General features: G+C 41.1%; 22 protein-coding genes. 18 read left to right on the top strand and 4 right to left on the bottom strand.

The window, feature by feature from the left end; genetic code table 11:
- Window positions 1-43 precede the first annotated feature (43 nt).
- The 3 genes from FD735_RS08655 to FD735_RS08645 are packed head-to-tail and all read right to left on the bottom strand — an operon-like array spanning window position 44 to window position 3,836.
- Complete coding sequence (locus tag FD735_RS08655) at window positions 44-1,702, bottom strand: iron ABC transporter permease (protein WP_139658982.1); 1,659 nt, start codon at window positions 1,700-1,702, stop codon at window positions 44-46.
- Window positions 1,692-2,783 carry an ABC transporter ATP-binding protein gene (locus tag FD735_RS08650; protein ID WP_033630403.1) on the bottom strand — a complete coding sequence of 364 codons (1,092 nt, stop codon included), beginning with the start codon at window positions 2,781-2,783 and terminating at the stop codon, window positions 1,692-1,694. The genes FD735_RS08655 and FD735_RS08650 overlap by 11 nt, the downstream gene beginning before the upstream one ends.
- 12 nt (window positions 2,784-2,795) lie before the next feature.
- Window positions 2,796-3,836 carry an extracellular solute-binding protein gene (locus FD735_RS08645; RefSeq protein WP_139658981.1) on the bottom strand — a complete coding sequence of 347 codons (1,041 nt, stop codon included), beginning with the start codon at window positions 3,834-3,836 and terminating at the stop codon, window positions 2,796-2,798.
- A 317-nt stretch (window positions 3,837-4,153) separates the two neighbouring features.
- On the opposite strand from FD735_RS08645, the gene leuS reads away from it, so the two are divergent.
- From leuS to FD735_RS08585, 12 genes are all read left to right on the top strand, one after another.
- Complete coding sequence (gene leuS, locus FD735_RS08640; RefSeq protein WP_139658980.1) at window positions 4,154-6,655, top strand: leucine--tRNA ligase; 2,502 nt, start codon at window positions 4,154-4,156, stop codon at window positions 6,653-6,655.
- Between the two features lie 109 nt (window positions 6,656-6,764).
- Complete coding sequence (locus tag FD735_RS08635) at window positions 6,765-7,460, top strand: GNAT family N-acetyltransferase (protein ID WP_033630400.1); 696 nt, start codon at window positions 6,765-6,767, stop codon at window positions 7,458-7,460.
- Between the two features lie 11 nt (window positions 7,461-7,471).
- Window positions 7,472-7,888: a GNAT family N-acetyltransferase gene (locus tag FD735_RS08630; RefSeq protein WP_033630399.1), complete on the top strand. Its 417-nt coding sequence runs from the start codon at window positions 7,472-7,474 to the stop codon at window positions 7,886-7,888.
- 381 nt (window positions 7,889-8,269) lie between these two features.
- Window positions 8,270-9,133, top strand: a complete 864-nt coding sequence (locus FD735_RS08625; RefSeq protein WP_139658979.1) for an ABC transporter ATP-binding protein — start codon at window positions 8,270-8,272, stop codon at window positions 9,131-9,133.
- Window positions 9,133-9,987: an ABC transporter permease gene (locus FD735_RS08620; protein WP_139658978.1), complete on the top strand. Its 855-nt coding sequence runs from the start codon at window positions 9,133-9,135 to the stop codon at window positions 9,985-9,987. The genes FD735_RS08625 and FD735_RS08620 overlap by 1 nt, the downstream gene beginning before the upstream one ends.
- 165 nt (window positions 9,988-10,152) lie before the next feature.
- Window positions 10,153-11,151 carry a Holliday junction branch migration DNA helicase RuvB gene (gene ruvB, locus FD735_RS08615; protein ID WP_084877322.1) on the top strand — a complete coding sequence of 333 codons (999 nt, stop codon included), beginning with the start codon at window positions 10,153-10,155 and terminating at the stop codon, window positions 11,149-11,151.
- Window positions 11,132-11,716, top strand: a complete 585-nt coding sequence (locus FD735_RS08610) for a nucleotidyltransferase family protein (protein ID WP_139658977.1) — start codon at window positions 11,132-11,134, stop codon at window positions 11,714-11,716. Before ruvB ends, FD735_RS08610 begins: the two co-directional genes overlap by 20 nt.
- Window positions 11,717-11,922: 206 nt before the next feature.
- Complete coding sequence (locus FD735_RS08605) at window positions 11,923-12,681, top strand: isoprenyl transferase (RefSeq protein WP_049520812.1); 759 nt, start codon at window positions 11,923-11,925, stop codon at window positions 12,679-12,681.
- Window positions 12,682-12,689: 8 nt separating this feature from the next.
- Complete coding sequence (locus FD735_RS08600; RefSeq protein ID WP_139658976.1) at window positions 12,690-13,493, top strand: phosphatidate cytidylyltransferase; 804 nt, start codon at window positions 12,690-12,692, stop codon at window positions 13,491-13,493.
- A 15-nt stretch (window positions 13,494-13,508) separates the two neighbouring features.
- Entirely contained in the window at window positions 13,509-14,765 is a 1,257-nt protein-coding gene (gene rseP / locus FD735_RS08595) for an RIP metalloprotease RseP (protein ID WP_139658975.1), read from the top strand.
- A gap of 16 nt (window positions 14,766-14,781) precedes the next feature.
- Window positions 14,782-16,635 (top strand): proline--tRNA ligase, encoded by a 1,854-nt coding sequence (locus FD735_RS08590; RefSeq protein ID WP_139658974.1) that lies wholly within the window; start codon window positions 14,782-14,784, stop codon window positions 16,633-16,635.
- A gap of 98 nt (window positions 16,636-16,733) precedes the next feature.
- The gene (locus FD735_RS08585) at window positions 16,734-18,113 is read left to right on the top strand and encodes a glycoside hydrolase family 1 protein (RefSeq protein WP_139658973.1); all 1,380 of its coding nucleotides are present in this window, start codon (window positions 16,734-16,736) and stop codon (window positions 18,111-18,113) included.
- 38 nt (window positions 18,114-18,151) lie between these two features.
- Here FD735_RS08585 and FD735_RS08580 read toward each other — a convergent pair whose 3' ends face one another.
- On the bottom strand, window positions 18,152-18,565 hold the full coding sequence (locus FD735_RS08580; RefSeq protein ID WP_000264215.1) for an EamA family transporter: 414 nt from the start codon (window positions 18,563-18,565) through the stop codon (window positions 18,152-18,154).
- Window positions 18,566-18,780: 215 nt separating this feature from the next.
- Here FD735_RS08580 and glmS point away from each other — a divergent pair, with 215 nt between their 5' ends.
- The 6 genes from glmS (at window position 18,781) to FD735_RS08550 (ending at window position 25,424) form a co-directional block, all read left to right on the top strand.
- Window positions 18,781-20,586, top strand: coding sequence for a glutamine--fructose-6-phosphate transaminase (isomerizing) (glmS, locus tag FD735_RS08575; RefSeq protein WP_125391451.1), 1,806 nt, complete (start codon window positions 18,781-18,783; stop codon window positions 20,584-20,586).
- 100 nt (window positions 20,587-20,686) lie between these two features.
- Window positions 20,687-21,220, top strand: a complete 534-nt coding sequence (locus FD735_RS08570; RefSeq protein WP_125391415.1) for a hypothetical protein — start codon at window positions 20,687-20,689, stop codon at window positions 21,218-21,220.
- A gap of 110 nt (window positions 21,221-21,330) precedes the next feature.
- The gene (locus FD735_RS08565) at window positions 21,331-22,383 is read left to right on the top strand and encodes an LLM class flavin-dependent oxidoreductase (protein WP_139658972.1); all 1,053 of its coding nucleotides are present in this window, start codon (window positions 21,331-21,333) and stop codon (window positions 22,381-22,383) included.
- Window positions 22,384-22,609: 226 nt separating this feature from the next.
- Window positions 22,610-23,755 carry an amidohydrolase gene (locus tag FD735_RS08560; protein ID WP_255296282.1) on the top strand — a complete coding sequence of 382 codons (1,146 nt, stop codon included), beginning with the start codon at window positions 22,610-22,612 and terminating at the stop codon, window positions 23,753-23,755.
- Entirely contained in the window at window positions 23,756-24,790 is a 1,035-nt protein-coding gene (locus tag FD735_RS08555; RefSeq protein ID WP_061428311.1) for a methionine ABC transporter ATP-binding protein, read from the top strand.
- A complete protein-coding gene (locus FD735_RS08550) occupies window positions 24,765-25,424 on the top strand; it encodes a methionine ABC transporter permease (protein WP_125391412.1) in 660 nt (219 codons plus the stop codon). The genes FD735_RS08555 and FD735_RS08550 overlap by 26 nt, the downstream gene beginning before the upstream one ends.
- Window positions 25,425-25,428 lie beyond the last annotated feature (4 nt).

Below are 25,428 nucleotides of genomic sequence, written 5' to 3'. Positions count from 1 at the left end.
ACAGCCAAGGGATATCCTTTTGGCTGTTTTTGATAGGGGAAAACTAGAGGGTAATGCTACTGTTTTTAGAAATTTTCATAAATAGTAATAATGAAGTAACTGTCAAGACAGTGAGGATAGTTGACAAAGCAGCTGCTACGCCATAATTTCCACGAAGTACTTCAGTGTAGATAGCTACGGTCATAGTTTTTGTTTTGGCATTATATAGCAGGATAGAAGTAGATAGTTCTGAAATCATTGTTACCCATGATAGAATAGATCCAGAAATAATACCGGGTAACATCATTGGAACAGTGATTTTACTGAAAGTATTGAGACGGCTACTTCCTAAACTCTCAGCTGCTTCTTCAATACTAGGTGCTATTTGTTGTAAGCTAGCAACAGATGAGCGGATTGTATAAGGGAGTCTTCTTACAGATAAGGAGATAATCAAGATGAAGGCTGTTCCTGTAATCATAAGGAAGCCACTTCCGAAGATACCTGTATTGAATGAAGAGATAAAGGCAATGCCGAGAACTGTTCCTGGTACGATATAAGGTACCATACTAAGGCTATCAATTAAGTTTGTAAACAAATTTCGTTTTCTAACAGCTAGGTAGGAGATAAATGATGCAAATAAAACAACTAGAATCAAAGCAATCAAAGGAATGCGAATCGTATTAAAAATAGTAGCTCCCATGCGATTGAAGGCAATCTTGTAACTGTTTAGAGAATAGCCTTTGACAAATACCATACCTGATGTTTTTAGGAAAGAGGTATAAATCAAAAATAATTGAGGTAGAACAGAAAATAAGACAATTCCGTAAACTGTTGCATAAATTGCTACCATTTTTCCTTTTGTAATTTTTTTCGGCTCAATTGGATGGAGAGAATTCATGCTGAAACTATAGCGATTGGAAATATATTTTTGAATAAGAAAGATTGTTAAAGCAATTATAATCGCCATGATTGCTAAAGCAGATGCAAAAGCAGAATTTCCGCCAACCTCACTAATGAATTGATTATAAATTAAAACAGGGAAAGTTCGATATCCTTCACCAATTAACATAGGAGTTCCGAAGTCGGAGAATGCTCTCATAAATACGAGTAGGGCAGCAGCAAGTAAAGTTGGAACTAAAAGGGGCAAAATAACTGTTATCATACGTTTGAATCCAAATACCCCCATATTTTCAGCGGCTTCAAGAAGAGAATGGTCAATTCTTTTCATGGCTCCAGCCACGTATAGAAAAACTAATGGGAATAGCTGGAGTGTAAACACAAGTACAATTCCTTTGAAGCCATAAATATCAATAGCTGGAAGATGAAGGGCATTTGTCAAGAATTTAGTGATGACACCATTTCGTCCCAACAAGAGAATCCAAGAGTATGCCCCTACGAAAGGAGCTGACATGGAAGCGATAATAATCAATATCTGTAAAAATTTCTTTCCTTTGAAGTCATATATAGAAAAGAGGTAAGCTAATAAGGTCCCTAAAACTAGGGAAGTTACAGTAGAAGTAATGGAGACGTTAAAACTGTTTACCAGTGTCTCAGAGTAATAGGATTTACTAAAGAAATCCTCGAAATTAGCTAGTGAGAATTGACCTTCATGTATGAGTGCTTGCTTGAGTACAATAATAATTGGATAAACAAGAAAAATAAGATAGGTAAGAAAGATGAAGAATGAGGAGGCTGTCCAAATATTTAGTTTTTTACCTTTCATAGCCAACTCCTGTAATAAGATTACGCGAACCATCTGCAGAAAAGACATTTAACTTTTGAGTATTGATTCGTAGACGAATTCGATCCCCTTTTTGAAGATCTTCTTCAAAAGTTGATTCTTCGCTGACCTGTATTTTTAAAGAAAATGCAGTCTTTACAAAATATTCAGTGGTGAGTCCAAGATAAACACTATCGGAAATGATTCCTTCAATATCTCCAGATTCATCTTTGATAAACTCTTCGGGACGGATACTCACAAGAACAGCTTGTTCCTTAGCTTGATCAAGAGCTGGCATAGGGAGGGCATAGTCATCTGAGAAGACGATATAAGCACTGTCGCTCTTTTTTTGTAGTTTGGCTGGGATGAGATTTGTGCGTCCAATAAAGGTTGCCACAAACTCATTAGCTGGTTTATGATAGAGTTCTTTTGGTCGTCCGACTTGTTGGATGATCCCATCTTTCATAACGGCAATCTGGTCTGAAATAGCCATCGCTTCTTCTTGATCGTGGGTCACATATACAGTTGTAATTCCCACTTCGTGTTGAATTTCTCGAATAACTTGGCGCATATCTAAGCGAAGTTTCGCATCCAGGTTACTAAGTGGCTCGTCCATGAGGAGAACACTTGGATTAACAGCTAATGCACGTGCTAAGGCGACACGTTGTTGTTGTCCACCACTGAGCTTATCGGGCTTTCGATCTGCGTATTGATCAATTTGCATTAGTTCCAGATATTTATTAGTTTGTTGAACTAATTCATCTTTTGGAACCTTTTTTTGTTTAAGACCAAAAGCAACATTATCTCGGACAGTCAAATGTGGGAAAATAGCGTAGTTTTGGAAAACCATGCCGATGTTGCGTTTGCTGGGTTCTATATTATTTATTTTAGTATCATCGAAGTAAAATTCTCCGCCTTCAATACTGTTGAAGCCTGCAATCATTCGAAGAAGGGTCGTTTTTCCACAACCTGAAGGTCCAAGAATGGTGAAAAGACTTCCTTTTGGAATCGTAACGTTTAAATTCTCAATGACAGGAATGTCGTGGTAGATTTTTTTTGCGTTAATAATTTTGATCTCACTCATAGTGAACCTCTTTTACTGTTTCGATTGAATATTAGTGAAAATATCATTGTACTTTTTAAGAATAGCTGATTTATTTTGGATGACATAATCTGAATCTTCAGTAGCGATATTGATTTCTGTCATTGCTTTCATATTTTTATTGATTTTAGCATTTTTTCGAATGGGTCTAATGGTTGTTTCAGTTCCTAGTTTATCCTGAATGTCTTGAGAAAGAAGGAAATCGATAAATTTTTTAGCGTTTTCCATGTGTTTGGCATTTTTGATAATAGCTGCGTTACCAGGCAAAAAGACCGTTCCTTCTTTTGGATAAATGACTTTTACATCAACGCCATCGTTTAAGAGTTTCAATGCAGGATCTTCATAGGTGAGTCCTACAGCCATTTCTCCGTCAGCGACAGATTTGTAGACATTTGAAGAACTAGAAGCAATTTTCCCGTCTACTAAGCTAAATAGATTTTTTACATATGTCCAAGCTTGCTCATTTTCATAGCCCCCCTGATCCACAAGAATGTTTGTTAATTGAGCAAAGGCACTAGAAGAATTACTTGGATCAGCAGTAGCGATTTTTCCTTTTAATTTGGGATTGAGTAAATCATTGTAGCCTTCAATTTTAATGTCTTTTGTAAGAGCTGAATTGGCAATGATGACACTGACGTCAAGTGTATAAGGGGTGTAGAATCCGGTTTTATTTTGATATTCGGGGATAATTTGGTCGTTTTCTTGGGAAGTATACGGCTCAAAGAGCTTTTCGTTAGAAGAGAAGAGTGCGTAGGAACCTCCGAAAATGACATCGGCTTCAGGAGCTTCTTTCTCAGCCTCAGCTTTCTTGAATAATTCACCAGTACTAGCTTGGACTAAATCAACCTTGATACCATATTTTTCTTCGAAAGCTGGGATTGTTTCTTCAATAAGATCTTCAGGGTTAGGCGAATAAACAACTAAAGTCTTATCCGTATCATTTTCAATGCTAGTTTCAGCTTCTGTTGTTGAAGAACATCCTGACAAAAGTAGAAATATCCAGCTGAAATAGAGAAGTGATAGTGTTTTTTTCATAATTTTTCTCCTTTTTACGAACATTATTCTCTGTTAGTTTACCTAATGTTTTCAATTACAGAGTTCTACATCATATAATAAAAACCTTAAAGAAATCTAAAACGAGAAATATGAGTTAAAGAAGTTAGGGGAAGTAGCTACAAGAGACAAATAATCAATAGAAGTTAGCTCCAAGTGGGAGCTAATTTTTTTCCTGTTAAATAAGTTGGATTTGCGACTCAGTATTTCTTGTTATCCAAGTCTAAAAGAACATTTCTCGTCTTTCAAATTCCCCCAAAAATGGTATAATAGTAACATCATAAAATTGGAGAGAGACCATGAGTTTTTACAATCATAAAGAAATTGAGCCTAAGTGGCAGGGCTACTGGGCGAAACATCATACATTTAAGACAGGAACAGATGCATCAAAACCGAAGTTTTATGCTCTCGATATGTTCCCATATCCGTCTGGAGCGGGTCTGCACGTAGGACACCCAGAAGGCTACACTGCAACCGATATCCTCAGCCGTTACAAACGTGCGCAAGGCTACAATGTCCTTCACCCAATGGGATGGGATGCCTTTGGTTTGCCAGCTGAGCAATACGCTATGGATACGGGGAATGACCCAGCAGAATTTACAGCGGAAAACATTGCCAACTTCAAACGTCAAATCAACGCGCTTGGATTCTCTTACGACTGGGATCGTGAGGTTAACACAACAGATCCAAACTACTATAAGTGGACACAATGGATTTTCACTAAGCTTTACGAAAAAGGCTTGGCCTATGAAGCGGAAGTGCCAGTAAACTGGGTTGAAGAGTTGGGAACAGCCATCGCTAATGAAGAAGTCCTTCCTGACGGAACTTCTGAACGTGGTGGCTATCCCGTTGTCCGCAAACCAATGCGCCAATGGATGCTTAAAATCACGGCCTATGCAGAGCGCTTGCTTAATGACTTGGATGAGTTGGATTGGCCAGAGTCTATCAAGGATATGCAACGCAACTGGATTGGGAAATCAACTGGTGCCAATGTAACTTTCAAAGTGAAAGGGACTGACAAGGAATTCACCGTCTTTACTACTCGTCCTGATACTCTTTTCGGTGCGACCTTCACAGTCTTGGCTCCTGAGCATGACTTGGTTGACGCTATCACAAGTCCAGAGCAAGCTGATGCAGTAGCTGACTACAAACACCAAGCTAGTCTCAAGTCTGACTTGGCTCGTACCGACCTTGCCAAGGAAAAAACTGGTGTTTGGACTGGTGCTTATGCTATCAACCCTGTCAATGGCAAGGAAATTCCAATCTGGATTGCGGACTATGTTCTTGCTAGCTATGGAACAGGTGCGGTAATGGCTGTTCCTGCCCATGACCAACGTGACTGGGAATTTGCCAAACAATTTGACCTTCCAATCGTAGAAGTGCTAGAAGGTGGAAACGTAACAGAAGCTGCCTACACAGAAGATGGTCTTCATGTCAATTCAGACTTCCTAGATGGCCTTAACAAAGAAGACGCTATTGCTAAAATTGTGGCTTGGTTGGAAGAAAAAGGCTGCGGTCAAGAAAAAGTCACCTACCGTCTCCGTGACTGGCTCTTTAGCCGTCAACGTTACTGGGGTGAGCCAATTCCAATCATTCATTGGGAAGATGGAACTTCAACAGCTGTTCCAGAAAGTGAATTGCCACTTGTCTTGCCAGTAACCAAGGACATCCGTCCTTCAGGTACTGGTGAAAGCCCGTTGGCTAACTTGACAGATTGGCTGGAAGTGACGCGTGAAGATGGCGTCAAAGGTCGTCGTGAAACCAACACTATGCCACAGTGGGCTGGTTCAAGCTGGTACTACCTCCGTTATATTGACCCACACAATACTGAGAAATTGGCTGATGAGGACCTTCTCAAACAATGGTTGCCAGTAGACATCTACGTGGGTGGGGCAGAGCATGCTGTTCTTCACTTGCTTTATGCTCGTTTCTGGCACAAATTCCTCTATGACCTCGGTGTTGTTCCGACTAAGGAACCATTCCAAAAACTCTTTAACCAAGGAATGATTTTGGGAACAAGCTACCGTGACCACCGTGGAGCTCTTGTAGCGACTGATAGGGTTGAAAAACGTGACGGTTCTTTCTTCCATGTGGAAACAGGAGAAGAGTTGGAGCAAGCACCAGCCAAGATGTCTAAATCGCTCAAGAACGTTGTCAACCCAGACGATGTGGTGGAACAATATGGTGCTGATACCCTTCGTGTTTATGAAATGTTCATGGGGCCACTCGATGCTTCCATCGCTTGGTCAGAAGAAGGTCTGGAAGGAAGCCGTAAATTCCTTGACCGTGTTTACCGTTTGATTACAAGTAAAGAAATTGCTGCGGAAAATAATGGTGCTCTTGACAAGGTTTATAACGAAACCGTTAAATCTGTCACTGAGCAAATTGAGTCCATGAAATTCAACACAGCCATTGCCCAACTTATGGTCTTTGTCAACGCTGCTAATAAGGAAGACAAACTCTATGTGGACTACGCCAAAGGCTTTATCCAATTGATTGCCCCATTTGCGCCTCACTTGGCAGAAGAACTCTGGCAAACTGTTGCTGCAACAGGTGAGTCCATCTCTTACGTGGCTTGGCCAACATGGGACGAAAGCAAATTGGTTGAAGACGAAATCGAAATCGTCGTTCAAATCAAAGGAAAAGTCCGTGCCAAATTGATGGTTGCTAAAGACCTATCACGCGAAGAATTGCAAGAAATCGCTCTGGCTGATGAAAAAGTTAGAGCAGAAATTGACGGCAAGGAAATCGTGAAAGTGATTGCAGTACCTAACAAGCTGGTAAATATCGTTGTGAAATAAGATAGGAATCCTTCAGAGTAGAATCTGGAGGATTTTTTGAATTTTTTCATGAAAGTATGATATACTATGTGCAATTATAAAGTTTGAAAAGTGAATCAAGGAGAAAACAATGCCAGTAAATGAATATGGTCAGATAATTGGTGAGTCAATGGAAGGTTATACTCCAGGAGAATTGCCTTCCATTGATTTCTTAGAAGGGCGCTACGCTCGGATAGAGGCTCTTTCGGTGGAAAAGCATGCGGAGGATTTATTAGCTGTTTATGGTCCAGGTACTCCTCGGGAGATGTGGACCTACCTCTTTCAGGAACCAGTGGCAGATATGGAGGAACTGGTTACCGTCTTAAATCAGATGTTGGCTCGTAAGGACCGTTTTTACTACGTGATTATAGACAAGGCAACTGGTAAGGCTTTGGGAACTTTTTCTCTCATGCGTATTGACCAGAATAACCGAGTAATAGAAGTGGGAGCTGTCACTTTTTCTCCAGAACTCAGGGGAACACGTATAGGGACAGAGGCTCAATATCTCCTAGCTCGCTATGTTTTTGAGGAGCTCAACTATCGTCGCTATGAGTGGAAATGTGATGCTCTAAATCTGCCATCCAGACGAGCTGCGGAACGTTTGGGCTTTGTCTATGAAGGGACATTCCGCCAGGCAGTCGTATATAAGGAGCGTACAAGAGATACGGATTGGTTATCTATGATTGATAAGGACTGGGCTCAAGTCAAAGCTCGTTTGGAAGCATGGATGGCTACTGAAAATTTTGATAAAAATGGACGGCAGTACAAGAGCTTAAGAGAATTCTGAGAAGTATTGAGATGATGACTATTAGAAGGCAAGAAATTGTCAAGCTAGAGGATGTTTTGCATCTCTATCAGGCAGTTGGATGGACAAATTATACCCATCAACCTCAGATGCTGGAGAAGGCCTTGTCTCACTCCTTAGCGATTTATCTGGCACTTGATGGTGATGCCGTGGTGGGCTTGGTCCGTTTGGTCGGAGATGGTTTTTCATCAATTTTTGTCCAGGATTTGATCGTTTTGCCTAGCTATCAGCGCCAAGGGATTGGTAGCAACTTGATGAAAGAGGCTTTAGGTGACTTCAAAGATACCTATCAAGTCCAACTAGTGACCGAACAGACAGAAAAAAACTTGGGATTCTATCGATCTCTGGGATTTGAAACCTTATCTACTTATGATTGTACAGGAATGATTTGGGTGGATCGAAAAAGATAAAAAAATTATTTTTCTTAAGTAAAGTTTAAGTCTCCTCGTGTATTATATAGTTATTAGATAAAGACCTCCTAATACTCTTCGAAAATCTCATCAACCTTCGTTAGAGTCGACTTAGCTAACTATAGTTATGCTTGCGCCTATCTGCCTAGTCTGATTTCGATTTTCATTGAGTACCCTTTATTTAATGAAATCCCAAACTTTTCTTTTTCATCATAATCTCCTAAAGAAGTCACCCAATCAGGTGGCTTTTTTTATGTTCACCTGTAGAAATTTTAAAATAAAATTGACCACATAATCATCCATTTCGACCACATAACACCAAACTATATTTTTTCTTTTTCCTTTTTGTTAAACTGAGGGTGTGAAAAGGAGGAAAGAAATATGATTTTACAAGCAAAAGACATCACTAAGAAGTATGGAGACCATATAGCAGTTAGAAATATAAATTTAGAGTTTAAAAAAGGGAGTTTTAATGCAATCTTAGGACCTAATGGGGCTGGTAAATCGACCACGATTTCAATGTTAATCGGACTTAAACGAGCTACTAATGGTCAAATCATCTATGCGCCCAATACTAGGATTGGAGTTGTTTTTCAAGCAAGTGTATTGGATGGAAAGTTGACAGTCAAAGAAAACCTAACCATTCGAGCCCAGCAGTATAAGGGGATTAAAGGTGGTCGTGTGGAAGATTTAATCAATCAACTAGGGTTGACTGCTTTTCAGAAACAACTTTATGGAACTTTATCAGGAGGACAGAAACGTCGAGTTGACATTGCTCGGGCTCTCCTATCCAATCCCGATATTTTATTTCTAGATGAGCCTACGACTGGACTAGATATTCAGACTCGCAAATCCATTTGGGATTTATTGTATCGTCTACAAAGAGATGAAGGGATGACTATTATCTTAACGACTCATTATCTGGATGAAGCAGATGAGGCAGATCAACTTTATATTATAGATCATGGAAAGGTTATTGCTCAAGATTCTGCTACTGAGATTAAAAGTGAGTACGCTTCCAATCTTTTAAAAATTTGTTTTAAAGATAAGCAGGTGGAGAAATTCTTACCTAAGAATATGCCTGTGGAAAAGGAAAATGAGTTTGAGTATAGTCTTTATCCTAAGAGCCAATTGGAAGCGATTGATTATTTGACCCAAGTTCGTGAGAAGATTGCTGGCTTTGAATTTCGTCCAGGAACTATGGATGATGCCTTCATAGCTCTTACAGGAAGAGAGGTGCGCTAATGTTAGCCTTATTAAAACGTGATTTTTTGTTGTATTTTCGTAATCGTTCAGGAGTCTTTTTCTCATTACTAGGAGCTTTGATTTCCTTTCTACTCTATATCATTTTTTTGCAGAAAAATTTGATGGATGCCTGGTCCCAACTTCCTGATAATAAGAGTCTATTAAATAACTGGCTGATGGGTGGAACCTTGGCTGTTACTGGGATTACAACCAGTTTTACAGCTTTGACCCAGATGGTACAAGACCGTGAAAATCAAGTGGATCATGATCTCTTTTTGACAGACTTAGGGAGCTGGGGCTTGCAACTGTCTTATCTTATTAGTAGCCTTATCATTTCCTTTGTTATGCAAGTATTTATGCTTATTGTTATGAGCCTTTATTTTCAAGAAATTCCAGCTATGAATAAGCTATTTGAAATAAGTTTAATCATGCTGCTAAGTAGTCTCCTTTCAACATTGGTAAATGTACTCTTGATTTATCATTTCCAGTCAGTAGATAGTCTAGGTAAATTGGCTACCATTGTAGGTACAGCTTCAGGGTTTTTAGTAGGAACTTATGTACCAATGGGAATTCTTCCTAATTTCGCTCAAGTTCTCATGAAGTGCACACCGGCTACCTATCTTGCTTCTCTCTATAGACAGGTCTTAATGAAGGAGCAATTAGAAACTACATTTATGGGGAATAGTAGCTTATTAGAAGAGTTTCAAGAAAAATTAGGAATCCAGCTTAATTGGCAGAACCTTTTAACAAAGGAAGAAACATACTTAATAGTGGTGAGTATCTGCCTCCTAACTTTTCTGCTTTGGCTGGTAGTAGTTAAAATCTCTAGCAAAAAAATAAAATTTATAGGTTAAGCTAACTTTAAGTCTTCTCTTGTATCATATGGATATTAAATAAAGACCTCCTAACTTTATTTAATGAAATCCTAAACTTTTCTTTTTCATAATAATCTCCCTAAAGAGGCCACCCAATCAGGTGGCTTTTTTGTTTGTGGCTTGGATTTTTGATATAATAGAGCCATGAGTAGAATTTTAGACAATGAGATCATGGGGGATGAGGAGTTAGTAGAACGTACCCTCCGTCCCCAATATTTACGTGAATATATCGGTCAGGATAAGGTCAAGGATCAGCTTCAAATCTTTATTGAGGCAGCAAAAATGCGGGATGAGGCACTGGACCATGTTCTTTTATTTGGTCCTCCAGGTCTCGGGAAAACAACCATGGCCTTTGTTATTGCCAATGAACTGGGAGTCAATCTCAAGCAAACGTCTGGTCCTGTTATCGAAAAAGCGGGTGATCTGGTAGCGATTTTGAATGATTTGGAGCCTGGAGACGTTCTCTTTATTGACGAGATTCATCGCTTACCCATGTCGGTGGAAGAGGTGCTCTATAGTGCCATGGAGGACTTCTACATTGATATCATGATTGGGGCTGGAGAGGGCAGTCGCAGTGTTCATTTGGACTTGCCACCTTTTACCTTGATTGGTGCAACGACACGTGCGGGGATGCTCTCAAATCCTCTACGGGCACGTTTTGGGATTACAGGTCATATGGAATACTATGCCCACGCTGACTTGACAGAGATTGTTGAGCGGACAGCAGATATTTTTGAGATGGAAATCACCCATGAGGCAGCTGCTGAGCTGGCCTTACGCAGTCGAGGAACTCCTCGTATTGCCAATCGTCTCCTCAAGCGCGTGCGCGACTTTGCCCAGATTATGGGAAATGGGGTTATCGATGATGTTATTACCGATAAGGCTTTGACCATGCTAGATGTAGACCATGAAGGTTTGGACTATGTAGACCAAAAAATCCTTCGTACCATGATTGAGATGTACGGTGGTGGTCCAGTTGGTTTAGGAACTCTTTCTGTTAATATTGCCGAGGAGCGTGAGACAGTCGAAGATATGTACGAACCTTACCTTATACAAAAAGGCTTTATCATGCGAACTCGTTCTGGACGGGTTGCAACGGCTAAGGCATATGAGCATTTAGGTTATGAATACAGTGAAAAATGAGCAAGAAATTCTAGATGCTTTCAGAGAAAATCCAGATATGATGACCATTCTGACCATCATTCGTGACCTTGGTCTGAAAGATTCGTGGTTGGCGGCAGGTTCTGTCAGGAATTTCATCTGGAATCTCTTGTCTGACAAATCGCCTTTTGATAGTGAGACGGATGTGGATGTGATTTTCTTTGATCCAGATGTTTCTTATGAGGAAACAGTGTCCCTAGAGAAAAAACTGAGAGAGGATTTTCCTCAGTATCAGTGGGAGTTGAAAAATCAGGTCTATATGCATCTGCACAGTCCCCACACTGTGCCTTACACGAGTTCCCGTGATGCCATGAGTAAGTATCCAGAACGATGTACGGCGATAGGACTCCGCTTGCATGCCGATGCAACTTTAGAGCCCTTTGCGCCCTATGGTCTAGAGGATATTTTAAAGTTTCAAATTTCCCCAACTCCTCATTTTTTAGAGAATGAGGACCGAATGAAGCTCTATCAAGAACGCTTGTCCAAGAAAAATTGGAAAGAAAAATGGGAAAATCTGACTTTCTCAAAAAACTTAAGAAAAATTTAAGTTAGGGACGGTATACTAGGTTCATAAGTTAAGAGGAACTTAACTTAAACTCCTAAAACTTTTTCATAATAATCTCCCTATAAAACTAAGTCGCCCAATTAGGCGGCTTATTTTTTGTCTTTACGGAGAGCTAATAACTTAGCAATAGAAGAAAATAGGGAAATATGGTATAATGAAACGATAGATTTTTGAATAGGAATAAGATCATGTTTGGATTTTTTAAGAAAGATAAAGCTGTAGAAGTCGAGGTTCCAACACAGGTTCCTGCTCATATTGGCATCATCATGGATGGGAATGGTCGTTGGGCTAAAAAACGGATGCAACCACGGGTTTTTGGTCATAAGGCAGGAATGGAAGCCCTCCAAAAGGTGACCAAGGCAGCTAACAAGATGGGAGTCAAGGTCATCACGGTTTATGCCTTTTCAACGGAAAATTGGACGCGCCCAGATCAAGAAGTCAAGTTTATCATGAACTTGCCCGTTGAGTTTTATGATAACTATGTCCCTGAATTGCATGCAAATAATGTTAAGATTCAGATGATTGGGGAGACAGACCGTTTGCCTAAGCAGACTTTTGAAGCTTTGAAAAAAGCAGAGGAATTGACCAAGAACAATACGGGCTTGATTCTCAATTTTGCGCTTAACTATGGTGGTCGTGCTGAAATTACGCAAGCTCTTAAGGGCTTGGCTCAAGATGTTCTAGATGCTAAAATAAACCCTGGTGACATCACAGAAGATATGATTGGGGACTATCTTTTTACGCAACACCTGCCAAAGGATTTGCGGGATCCTGATTTGATTATCCGTACGAGTGGTGAGTTGCGTTTAAGTAATTTCTTGCCATGGCAAGCAGCCTATAGTGAGCTTTACTTTACGGATACCTTGTGGCCTGATTTTGATGAAGCCGCCTTGCAGGAAGCTATTGCTGCTTTTAACCATCGCAATCGCCGTTTTGGAGGAGTTTAGGAGAAGATATGACCAAGGATTTACAAAAGAGAACATTGTTTGCGGTATTGGCCCTGGCAATTTTCCTTCCAGTCTTGTTTGCAGGAGGGCTCTTGTTGCAGATAGGGATTGGCTTGTTAGCCATGTTAGGCGTCCATGAACTCTTGCACATGAAGGGGCTAAAGACTATGACCATTGAGGGTGCATTGACTCTCTTTGCGACCTTCGCTCTCACAGTTCCTTTGGAAAATTACCTAACATTTTTGCCTGTTGATGGGAATGTAGTTGCCTATAGTGTTCTGATTACCATAATGCTAGGGACAACCGTTTTCAGTAAAAACTATACGATTGAAGATGCCGCTTTCCCAATTGCTGTGAGCTTTTATGTTGGTTTTGGCTTCAATGCCTTACTAGATGCTCGGGTGGCAGGTTTTGACAAGGTACTTTTGGCCCTTTTTATCGTTTGGGCGACAGATAGCGCAGCCTACCTGACAGGGATGAATTTTGGTAAACATAGGTTGGCTCCGAGAGTTTCTCCTAATAAGAGTATTGAGGGCTTTGTCGGGGGTATTCTAGGTGCGGTACTGATAACAGTGATTTTCATGTTAGTGGACAGCACAGTTGCTCTTCCTTATGGGATTTATAGAATGAGTCTCTTTGCTGCCTTCTTCAGTGTGGCAGGTCAGTTTGGTGACTTGATTGAGAGTGCCATGAAACGCCATTTCGGTGTCAAGGATTCTGGAAAATTTATCCCTGGACATGGTGGTGTATTGGATCGCTTTGACAGCATGCTGATTGTGTTTCCAATGATGCACTTATTCGGCCTGTTTTAAAGAAAGGAATATTGAATGATTGGATTGCTAACCTTTATCCTCGTTTTTGGGATTATTGTGGTGGTGCATGAGTTTGGACATTTTTATTTTGCCAAGAAATCAGGCATTCTAGTTCGTGAATTTGCCATTGGTATGGGGCCCAAGATTTTTTCCCATATCGGTAAGGATGGCACTGCTTATACCATTCGAATCCTTCCTCTAGGAGGCTATGTTCGTATGGCAGGCTGGGGTGATGATGCGACAGAAATCAAGACAGGAACTCCAGTCAGTTTAACACTTGCTGATGATGGTAAGGTCAAACGGATCAACCTCTCAGGGAAGAAACTGGATCAAACGGCTCTTCCTATGCAGGCAACCCAGTTTGACTTTGAAGACAAGCTCTTTATCAAGGGGTTGGTCTTGGAAGAAGAAAAGACTTTTACAGTAGATCACGATGCAACAGTTGTTGAAGAAGACGGAACCGAAGTGCGCATCGCTCCTTTGGATGTACAGTATCAAAATGCTTCTATCTGGGGCAAGCTCATCACCAACTTTGCAGGTCCTATGAATAACTTTATCTTAGGTGTTGTTGTTTTTTGGATCTTGATCTTTTTGCAGGGTGGTGTTAGAGATACTCAGACCAATCTCTTTCATGTCATGCCAGAGGGAGCATTGTCTAAGGTAGGCGTAGCTGAGACCGCTCAAATTACCAAGGTCGGCTCGCATGAGGTTAAGAATTGGCAAGACTTGACTCAGGCTGTGGAAGCAGATACCAAGGACAAGACAGCCCCGACCTTGGATGTGACCATTTCTGAAAATGGTAGTGAAAAACAAGTCACTGTGACTCCAGAAGAAAATCAAGGACGCTATATTCTTGGGGTTCAACCGGGAGTCAAATCAGACCTTCTATCCATGTTTGTTGGTGGATTTACAACTGCTGCTGACTCAGGGCTCCGTATCCTTTCGGCTCTGAAAAACTTGATTTTCCATCCAGATTTGAACAAACTCGGTGGTCCCGTTGCCATTTTTAAGGCAAGTAGCGATGCTGCTAAAAATGGTCTTGAGAATGTCCTCTATTTCCTAGCTATGATTTCCATCAATATCGGGATTTTTAACTTGATTCCTATCCCGGCTTTGGATGGTGGAAAGATTGTGCTCAATATCCTAGAGGCTATCCGCCGGAAACCCCTTAAACAAGAAATTGAAACCTATGTCACCATGGCTGGTGTAGTTATCATGGTTGTTTTGATGCTAGCTGTGACCTGGAATGACATTATGCGACTCTTCTTTTAGATAATCGAGGAATATTATGAAACAAAGTAAAATGCTAATCCCAACGCTTCGCGAAATGCCAAGCGATGCTCAAGTTATCAGCCACGCCCTTATGTTGCGTGCTGGTTATGTTCGTCAAGTTTCTGCTGGTGTTTATTCTTACCTACCACTCGCTAACCGTGTGATTGAAAAGGCTAAGAATATCATGCGCCAAGAGTTTGATAAGATTGGTGCTGTTGAGATGTTGGCTCCTGCCCTTCTCAGTGCCGATCTCTGGCGCGAATCAGGTCGTTATGAAACCTATGGTGAAGACCTTTATAAACTGAAAAACCGTGAAAAGTCAGACTTTATCCTAGGTCCGACACACGAAGAGACTTTTACAGCTATTGTTCGTGACTCTGTGAAATCTTACAAGCAATTGCCACTTAACCTTTACCAAATCCAACCGAAATACCGTGATGAAAAACGTCCACGTAACGGACTTCTCCGTACGCGTGAGTTTATCATGAAAGACGGATATAGTTTCCATGCTAATTACGATAGTTTGGATGTGACTTATGACGAGTACAAGGCGGCCTACGAACGTATTTTCACTCGTAGTGGCTTGGATTTCAAGGCCATCATCGGTGACGGTGGCGCTATGGGTGGTAAGGATAGCCAAGAATTTATGGCCATTACACCAGCCCGTACAGACCTCGACCGCTGGGTTGTCTTAGACAAGTCAGTTGCCTCATTTGATGAAATTCCTGTAGAAGTGCAAGAAGAAATCAAGGCAGAATTGCTCAAATGGATGGTTTCTGGTGAAGACACCATTGCCTACTCAAGTGAATCTAGCTATGCAGCTAACTTAGAAATGGCAACAAACGAGTACAAACCAAGTAACCGTGTCGTTGCGGAAGAAGAAGTAACTCGCGTCGAAACTCCAGGTGTTAAATCCATTGATGAAGTGGCAGCCTTCCTTAACGTGCCAGAAGAGCAAACGATTAAAACTCTCTTCTACATGGCAGATGGAGAACTTGTTGCAGCCCTTCTAGTTGGAAATGACCAACTTAATGAAGTTAAGTTGAAAAATCACTTGGGTGCAGATTTCTTTGATGTTGCGAGCGAAGAAGAAGTGGAAAGTGCTGTTCAAGCTGGCTTTGGTTCGCTTGGTCCAGTTGGTTTGCCAGAAAATGTCAAAATCATTGCAGACCGTAAGGTACAAGATGTTCGCAATGCTATTGCCGGAGCCAACGAAGATGGCTACCACTTGACGGGTGTGAACCCAGGTCGTGACTTTACTGCAGAATACGTAGATATTCGCGAAGTTCGTGAGGGTGAAATTTCACCAGACGGACAAGGCGTTCTTAACTTCGCCCGTGGTATTGAGATTGGTCATATTTTCAAACTCGGAACTCGCTACTCAGCAAGCATGGGTGCAGATGTTTTGGATGAAAATGGCCGTGCTGTGCCAATCATCATGGGATGTTACGGTATTGGTGTTAGCCGTCTTCTCTCAGCAGTTATGGAGCAACACGCTCGCCTCTTTGTCAACAAAACGCCTAAAGGGGAATACCGTTATGCTTGGGGAGTTAACTTCCCTAAAGAATTGGCGCCATTTGATGTGCACCTGATCACTGTCAATGTCAAGGACGAAGAAGCGCAAGCCTTGACAGATAAACTTGAAGCCAACTTGATGGAGGCTGGTTACGAAGTCTTGACAGATGACCGTAACGAACGTGTCGGAGTGAAGTTTAGCGATAGCGACTTGATTGGTCTTCCAATCCGTATCACTGTTGGGAAGAAAGCGACTGATGGTATCGTAGAAGTTAAGATTAAGGCGACTGGTGACACCATCGAAGTTCATGCAGACAACTTGCTTGAAACCCTTGAAATCCTCAGCAAGAAATAAAAACTATAATCAGAAGAAAAACAAGGCAAAAATGTAACTAGTTTTTACCTTGTTTTTTCTATATAATGGGGAAAATGAGTAAATGAAGAGGTATAACAATGCTAAAATTTCCAAAGGATTTTGTTTGGGGTTCCTCCACTTCTGGACCACAGACAGAAGGACGAGTTCTTGGTGATGGTAAGGGAGATAATCTCTGGGATTATTGGTATCAGGTGGAGCCAAACCGTTATTACAATGGAATTGGACCTGACAAAACATCTACCTTCTATGAAAACTGGAAAAAGGATATTGAGCTTTTGGTAGAGACTGGGCATACAGCCTTCCGAACTTCTATTCAGTGGTCTCGTATTTTCCCGCAAGGTCGTGGAGAATTCAATCCTCAAGGGGTGACTTTCTACCGTCAGGTTTTTGAAGCGATTAAGGCCAAGGGGATTCGTCTCTTAGTCAATCTCTATCACTTCGACCTGCCATTTGTCCTCCAAGAAGACGGCGATGGTTGGGAAAATAAGGAAACTGTCAAGGCTTATGAAGACTATGCTCGTTTTTGTTTTGAGACTTACGGTGACTTGGTAGACCAATGGATTACCTTTAACGAGCCCATCGTTCCTGTAGAGTTTGGCTATTTCTATGATGCTCACTATCCTCACAAGGTAGATGCCAAAGCGGCGGTTAAGGTTGCCTATCACACACAACTGGCTAGTAGTCTTGCGGTTAAGGCCTGTCATGAAGTTTTGCCTGATTCCAAGATTGGGATTGTCCTCAACTTGACACCGGCCTATCCACGTAGTCAGCACCCCGCAGATGTCAAGGCCGCTCGCATTGCCGATCTCTTCCAAGCTCAATCTTTCCTAGATCCGTCTGTTTTAGGAGCTTATCCAGAAGAATTAGTAGAAATCTTGTCTGAGCATGATTTGCTGCCAGAGTACACTGTTGAAGAGTTAGAACTCATTCGTGAGAATACAGTTGATTTCCTAGGAGTCAACTACTACCAACCTTTGCGCGTTATGGCGCCACGTTTTGCTAAACATCCAGACAGTCCCCTCTTGCCAGAACATTTCTATGAGCCTTACGTCATGCCAGGACGTAAAATCAATCCACACCGTGGTTGGGAAATCTACGAGCAAGGGATTTTCCATATTGCCCAAAACATCAAGGAAAACTATGGCAATATCGAGTGGATGCTGACAGAGAATGGTATGGGTGTTGAAGGGGAAGAAAAATTCCGTCAAGATGGGATGATTCAAGATGATTACCGTATTGACTTTGTAAAGGGGCATCTTCGTGAACTTCACCGTGCGATTGAAGATGGAGCCAACTGTAAAGGATACTTAATATGGACCTTTATTGACTGCTGGTCATGGCTCAACAGCTATAAAAATCGTTACGGTTTGGTTGAGCTTGACTTGGAAACACAGGAACGTCGTCTAAAAAAATCAGGCCATTGGTTCAAGGAACTCAGCGACCATAATGGATTTTAAGAATAAAAAGAGTGAGATGGCGTTCATCTCACTTTCTATTACAATATCATCACCAAGGTCCCGATCGTAATCAGGATACAGCCAATAATTGTTTTAAACGTCAGGACATCTTGTAGGAAGAAAAAGGCTAGAACGAGGGTAATGACGAGACTGAATTTATCGACAGCAGATACCTCAGTCGCATTGCCCATCTGTAGTGCCTTGTAGTAGCAGAGCCAGGAGGCGCCAGTGGCCAAGCCAGATAAGATGAGAAAGAGCCAACTTTTTCTACTGATGTTGACAATTTCGGTCTGACTATTGGTCAAGAAAACCATGGCCCAGGCCATAAGAATGACGACGACTGTACGAATGGCGGTTGCTAGATTAGATGGAACTCCCTCAATCCCAATCTTGGCTAAAATTGACGTTAAGGCTGCAAAGACAGCTGATAAAAGTGCGAAGAAAAACCACATGGCAAATACCTCCTCTTTTTATTATAAGTAATTGACGCTGACTTGTCAGGTATCAAGTGAAATTTTGATAAAATACCAGATAGAAAAACTATACCAATTTTTATTCTTGACAAGTGAGAAAAACAATTATATACTGTTTTTGCTGATTCTGTAAAGTGAGAATCAGACTATACCAATTTAAGGAGAAAGCACAGCTGGTCTGTGTCGTATATACTATGTGTGGAATTGTTGGTGTTGTTGGAAACACAAATGCAACTGATATTTTGATTCAAGGGCTTGAAAAGCTTGAATACCGTGGCTATGATTCTGCGGGAATTTTTGTCCTAGGTGGTGCTGAAAATCATCTAGTCAAGGCTGTCGGTCGTATCGCAGAATTATCTGCCAAGACAGCTGGTGTTGAGGGAACAACAGGTATTGGACATACTCGTTGGGCGACTCACGGGAAACCAACGGAAGATAATGCTCACCCACACCGCTCTGAGACAGGACGTTTTGTCTTGGTGCACAATGGAGTGATTGAAAACTACCTTGAAATCAAGGAAGAATACCTTGCAGGTCACCACTTCAAGGGGCAAACCGATACGGAAATCGCTGTTCACTTGATTGGGAAATTTGCAGAAGAAGGTCTCTCAGTTCTTGAAGCCTTCAAAAAAGCTCTTCACATCATCCGTGGTTCTTATGCCTTTGCCTTGATTGACTCTGAAAATCCAGATATCATCTATGTCGCTAAGAACAAATCTCCACTTTTGATTGGTCTTGGAGAAGGCTATAACATGGTCTGCTCCGATGCTATGGCCATGATTCGTGAGACCAACCAATACATGGAAATTCATGACCAAGAGTTGGTAATCGTCAAGGCTGATAGTGTCGAAGTTCAAGACTATGATGGCAATCGCCGTGAACGTGCTAGCTATACTGCGGAGCTAGACTTGTCAGATATCGGTAAGGGGACTTATCCTTACTACATGCTCAAGGAAATCGACGAGCAACCAACGGTTATGCGTAAACTCATCCAAGCCTACACAGATGAGGCTGGTCAAGTTGTGGTAGATCCAGCTATCATCAAGGCTGTTCAAGATGCAGACCGCATCTACATCCTTGCAGCTGGAACATCTTACCATGCAGGATTTGCTTCTAAGAAGATGCTGGAAGAGTTGACAGATACACCAGTTGAACTTGGAATTTCATCTGAGTGGGGCTACGGTATGCCACTTCTCGGCAAGAAACCACTCTTTATCTTTATCAGCCAGTCTGGTGAAACAGCTGACAGCCGTCAGGTTTTAGTCAAGGCTAATGAAATGGGCATTCCAAGCTTGACAGTGACAAACGTACCAGGTTCAACTCTTTCTCGTGAAGCCAACCATACTATGCTTCTTCACGCGGGCCCTGAAATTGCTGTGGCATCAACCAAGGCCTATACAGCACAAATTGCAGCACTTGCCTTCCTTGCAAAAGCAGTCGGAGAAGCAAACGGGAATGCCAAAGCGCAAGCCTTTGACCTGGTTCATGAGTTGTCAATCGTAGCTCAGTCTATCGAATCAACCCTTTCAGAAAAAGAAACCATTGATGCCAAGGTTCGTGACCTTCTTGAAACCACTCGCAATGCCTTTTACATTGGACGTGGTCAAGACTACTACGTAGCCATGGAGGCCAGTCTTAAGCTCAAAGAGATTTCTTACATCCAGTGTGAAGGTTTTGCGGCAGGAGAACTCAAGCATGGAACCATTGCCTTGATTGAAGAAGGAACGCCTGTCTTGGCCCTCTTGTCAGATCCAGTCCTTGCTAACCACACTCGTGGAAATATCCAAGAGGTCGCAGCCCGTGGTGCCAAGGTTCTCACTATCGCAGAGGAAAATGTTGCTAAAGACACAGACGATATCGTCCTTACGACTGTACACCCATACCTTTCACCAATCTCAATGGTCGTACCAACGCAATTGGTCGCTTACTTTGCAACTCTACACCGTGGACTCGATGTGGACAAACCACGTAACCTTGCTAAGTCAGTAACAGTAGAATAAGCTAAGAAAGTCTAGTTCATCTAGACTTTTTTGCTCTCTCTTGGTATACTTGGGTGAGGAGTATTTTTGCTCGGCTCTAATTTTTTATAAGGAGAAGAAAATGAAGAAGAAAAAAAATATTATTGCTATGCTGATTGGTATCGTCTTGTCTAGTTCTTTCTTGATACGTACAATCTTGATCCATCAGCAGAGACAAGCGAAAAAGCAAAACCTGGAACGGATTGCTGCGGTGCAAGAGACGGTTCAGTCTCAAGATCAAAAGAAAGCTGAAGAGCAGAAAGAACACTTTAAAAAAGCATTTGAAGGTATAGATAGAATTTCCATTCAAATGAAAGACTACGATAGCCACACAAAGATTAATGCGGACTACAGTTTTGGTACCAAGGATGGAGTACACTACCTAGTAGAATTAAAAACAGGGAATAAAGTAGCTCTGGAAGGTGTGGACAAGGCCTTTCCATTGTCTGTCAAAAATGAGGACACAAATAGTACGGAGCTTGCCCTGGTTGTCCGTAAAGACCAAGTCTGGTACATGATTGATACAAAGGGTGAGACGATTTACACTTTTGAACAAACAGAATTGACAGAAAACTCGAAGTTAACTTTGAAAGACAATAAACTACAGGTAGAATAAACTAAGAAAGTCTAGTTCATCTAGGCTTTTTCTAATGAGCAAATTTATTGAAAATAAAACTAATTAGTGATAAAATACCCTAAAACTAAAAGAGATAGCGAGGAAACAGGATGGTGGAATTAGGAATTTCAACATTTGGTGAAACAACAGCTCTGGAAGCGACTGGGCAGATTTACAGTCATGATGAACGCATTCGTCAGTTGGTGGCAGAAATTGAGCTGGCTGATAAGGTTGGTTTGGGTGTGTACGGGATTGGGGAGCATCATCGGGAGGACTTTGCGGTATCGGCGCCAGAGATTGTTCTTGCAGCTGGGGCAGTCAATACCAAGAAGATTCGTTTGACTAGTGCAGTCAGCATTCTCTCGAGTATGGATCCGATTCGCTTGTTCCAACAATATGCCACCATCGATGCCTTGTCAAATGGCCGTGCGGAGATTATGGCTGGGCGTGGTTCATTTACCGAATCCTTCCCTCTGTTTGGCTATGACTTGAAAGACTATGAAGCTCTCTTTGATGAAAAGTTAGACCTGCTTCAGCTGGCAAATGAAAGCACCAAAGTGAATTGGCAGGGGCAATTGACCCAAAGCATTGCTGGAAAAGATGTTTATCCTCGTCCAGTTCAGGACAAATTGCCATTGTGGGTGGCGACAGGTGGTCATGTCGAATCAACAGTGAAGATTGCTCAGGCGGGGTTGCCGATTGTCTATGCCATTATCGGTGGCAATCCGCATTATTTTAAAAAGCTGATTCAAGCTTATCGTGAGATTGGAAGGAAGGCTGGTTATGCGGATAAAGACCTGAAAGTGGGCGCTCATTCTTGGGGCTGGATTGCTGAAGATGGCGAGCAGGCTGTCAAAGATTATTTCCATCCGACCAAGCAAGTGGTGGATGCGATTTCCAAGGACCGTCCACACTGGCAGGAGTTGACCTATGAGCAATATTTGGAGCAAGTTGGTCCAAATGGAGCCATGTTTGTGGGAAATCCAGACCAGGTGGCAGAAAAATTGATTCGCATGATTGAGGATTTAGACTTGGACCGTTTCATGCTCCATCTACCGCTTGGTTCTATGCCACATGATCAAGTTTTGAGAGCTATTGAGCTCTTTGGCACGCAAGTGGCGCCCAAAGTACGTGCTTACTTTGCCATGAAAGAGGAGTTATAAAAAAATTCAATCGGCTTGATAGAAAATCTATATCAACTCCTTTTTGAAAAATAGATGAAAATAAAGTGAATCTTTGAAAGGCTAGTAACATCAAGCTTTTCAGGGATTTTTTTCTTTACAGATATAAAAATTTCCAATCGAGTTGATAGTCAATATATATTGGGAAAAGGGGAAAAGGAGTGGTAAGATGGTTTCATTCCAGATGGAAGGAATGGAGGAGATTAAAATGAGTATTAGTCAATCTCATTTAGAAGAAGAATTTAAATGGTTTCATAGTCACCCTGAATTGTCATTTGAAGAATTCGAGACAACGAAACGAGTAAGACAGTTATTAGAAAAAACTGGCATTGAGATTCTAGATTTACCCTTAAGAACGGGCCTAGTAGCAATTATTAGAGGTAATAAGAGTGGGCCAACAATTGCCATCAGAACAGATATTGATGCCCTTCCTATCCAAGAAAACACATCTCTAGACTATCGTTCTACCCATTCAAATGTGATGCATGCATGTGGTCATGATTTTCATCTAACTTCTGTATATGGAGCAACACTCCAGTTGCATGCGCTAAGAAAAGACTTAAAAGGTACTATAAAAATTATTTTTCAACCAGCTGAGGAAATTTTTTCAGGAGCTGTTCATGTGATGGAAGCGGGCGTTTTGGATGATGTCGATGCTATATTTGGTTTACATGTCAATCCCTCTTTGCCTGTAGGAACTGTTGCTATTAAAGCAGGTAGTGTTACAGCAGCCGTGGATCGTTTTCAAATCACTCTACGAGGAGTGGGAACTCATGCAGCTCACCCGGATCAGGGAATTGATCCCATCATTGGGACAACCCAATTAGTGACAGCTCTACAGTCAATCATCAGTAGAAATGTCAATCCTTTTTCAACAAACTTAATTAGTGTAACTCATATAAAAGCTGGAGCAACTTGGAATGTGATACCAGAAGATACTTTTGTTGAAGGGACTGTAAGGACTTTAGATATGGTGGATAGGAAATTTATTAAAAAGAGGATTTATGAACTAACAGAAAATATTGCACAAGCCTTTAATCTAAAATCGGAGATTAATTGGATTGCAGGACCTCCGGCAACCAAGAATGACGGAAAATTAGCTGAGTTTGCCACAGAAATTGCTCAAAAAAGTGGATTGGAAGTTGTCCAGCCGGCAGATAGTTTAGGTGGAGAGGATTTTGCCTTCTATCAACAAAAGATTAAAGGAATGTTTATTCTGGTAGGAACAGGCGAATCTTATCCTTTACATCATCCAGAGTTTCAAGTGAATCCAGGAGCTCTTCTTGCCACTTCGAACTTGCTAGCAAGAATTGGGAAAGAATATTTAGAGAAACTTGTTGAGAAAGGGGAGTAAATGATTGAATTAAGAGACGTTACGAAACAGTTTCAAACCAAACAGCACACGGTTACTGCCTTAGATAAAGTTTCCCTAAAAATTGAAAAGGGTGATATCTTTGGAATTATTGGTTATTCAGGTGCTGGGAAGTCGACATTGCTAAGAATGGTAAATGGATTAGAGAAGCCGAATGAGGGCGATGTTATTGTCGCAGGTAAGTTAATCAAAGATTTGACAGAAAATGAACTCAATCAACTTCGGAAAAAAATTGGAATGGTGTTTCAACAGTTTAGTTTGTTAGAAACAAGAACAGTATTTCAAAATATTGCACTTCCTTTGGTATTGTTAAGAAAGAATAAGAGTGATATCGCTCAAAGAGTAGAAGAACTACTTGATTTTGTGGACTTAAAGGATAAAAAGGATGTTCCAGTAAATAAATTGTCAGGAGGACAAAAACAACGTGTAGGTATCGCTAGGGCTTTAGCCACAAATCCAGAGATTCTACTCTGTGATGAGGCGACAAGCGCTTTAGATCCCAAAACAACACAATCTATCTTGAAATTATTAAAAAAAATCAATCAAAACTTTGGGATTACGATCTTGTTGATTACTCATGAAATGGAAGTTGTAAAGGAAATTTGCAATAAAATGGCTGTCATGGAACATGGGGAAATCGTAGAACAAGGTAGTGTTGTAGATTTGTTTACTTCTCCAAAAAATGACTTGACAAGAAGTTTTATTCATACCATTGTGAATCACAATATTCCACGAAGTATTTTAAAAAGACTTGATCAACGATTTCCTATCTATAGATTGACTTTTTTAGGTGAGAATTCAGAACAGGATCTTCTATCAAGAATCAATAAAGAATATAAGGTTTCGACTCGGATTTTATCTGCTTCTGTAAATGAAGTAGGGGAAACTGTTTTAGGAATTTTGTTTATCCAAATTGAAGGAGAAGAAAATTTACTCAAAGAGGTTGAGGAGTATGTTCGTAAAAATCAAGTTTCAATAGAGAGGGTTGAGTATGGTGAAGGATTGGTTACAAATTAGTAGTGATAAATTAGTTGAATCAGCGAATCAGACCATATATATGATTGGTTGGTCCTTATTTTTTGGAATGTTACTGGCGATTCCCTTGGGATTAGCAATGACTTTATGTAGAAAAGGTGGCCTAAAGGAAAATTTAGTTGTATTTTGGATTATCAATGGTATTGTAAATATCGTTCGTTCAGTTCCATTTGTTATTCTATTGGTGTTTATAGCACCAATAACAAAAATTGTTGTGGGGACTCGGATTGGAACTACTGCAGCTATTGTTCCCTTGGTTTTGTATATTGCACCCTACTTAGCTCGCTTAATAGAGGCTTCTTTATTGGAAGTGAAATCTAGTGTATTGGAGGCAGCTCAGGCAATGGGAGCCAGTACATTGCAGATTATCTGGCATTTTCTATTACCAGAGGCAAAAGCTTCGCTTATTTTAGCTTTGACAACAGGAACAATAGGTTTGCTTGGCGCGACGGCTATGGCAGGTACGATTGGAGGAGGGGGAGTTGGAGATTTGGCCTTAACTTACGGTTACCAACGCTTTAATACACCCCTGATGTTTGCTACTGTCGTGATTTTAATTGTGATTGTTCAACTGATTCAAGCAATTGGAAATTATTTATCTCATAAATTTAGATAGAAGG

It is taken from the genome of Streptococcus sp. 1643, from assembly GCF_006228325.1.
GTDB lineage: Bacteria > Bacillota > Bacilli > Lactobacillales > Streptococcaceae > Streptococcus.
This window is presented reverse-complemented; position numbering and strand designations above follow the sequence as displayed.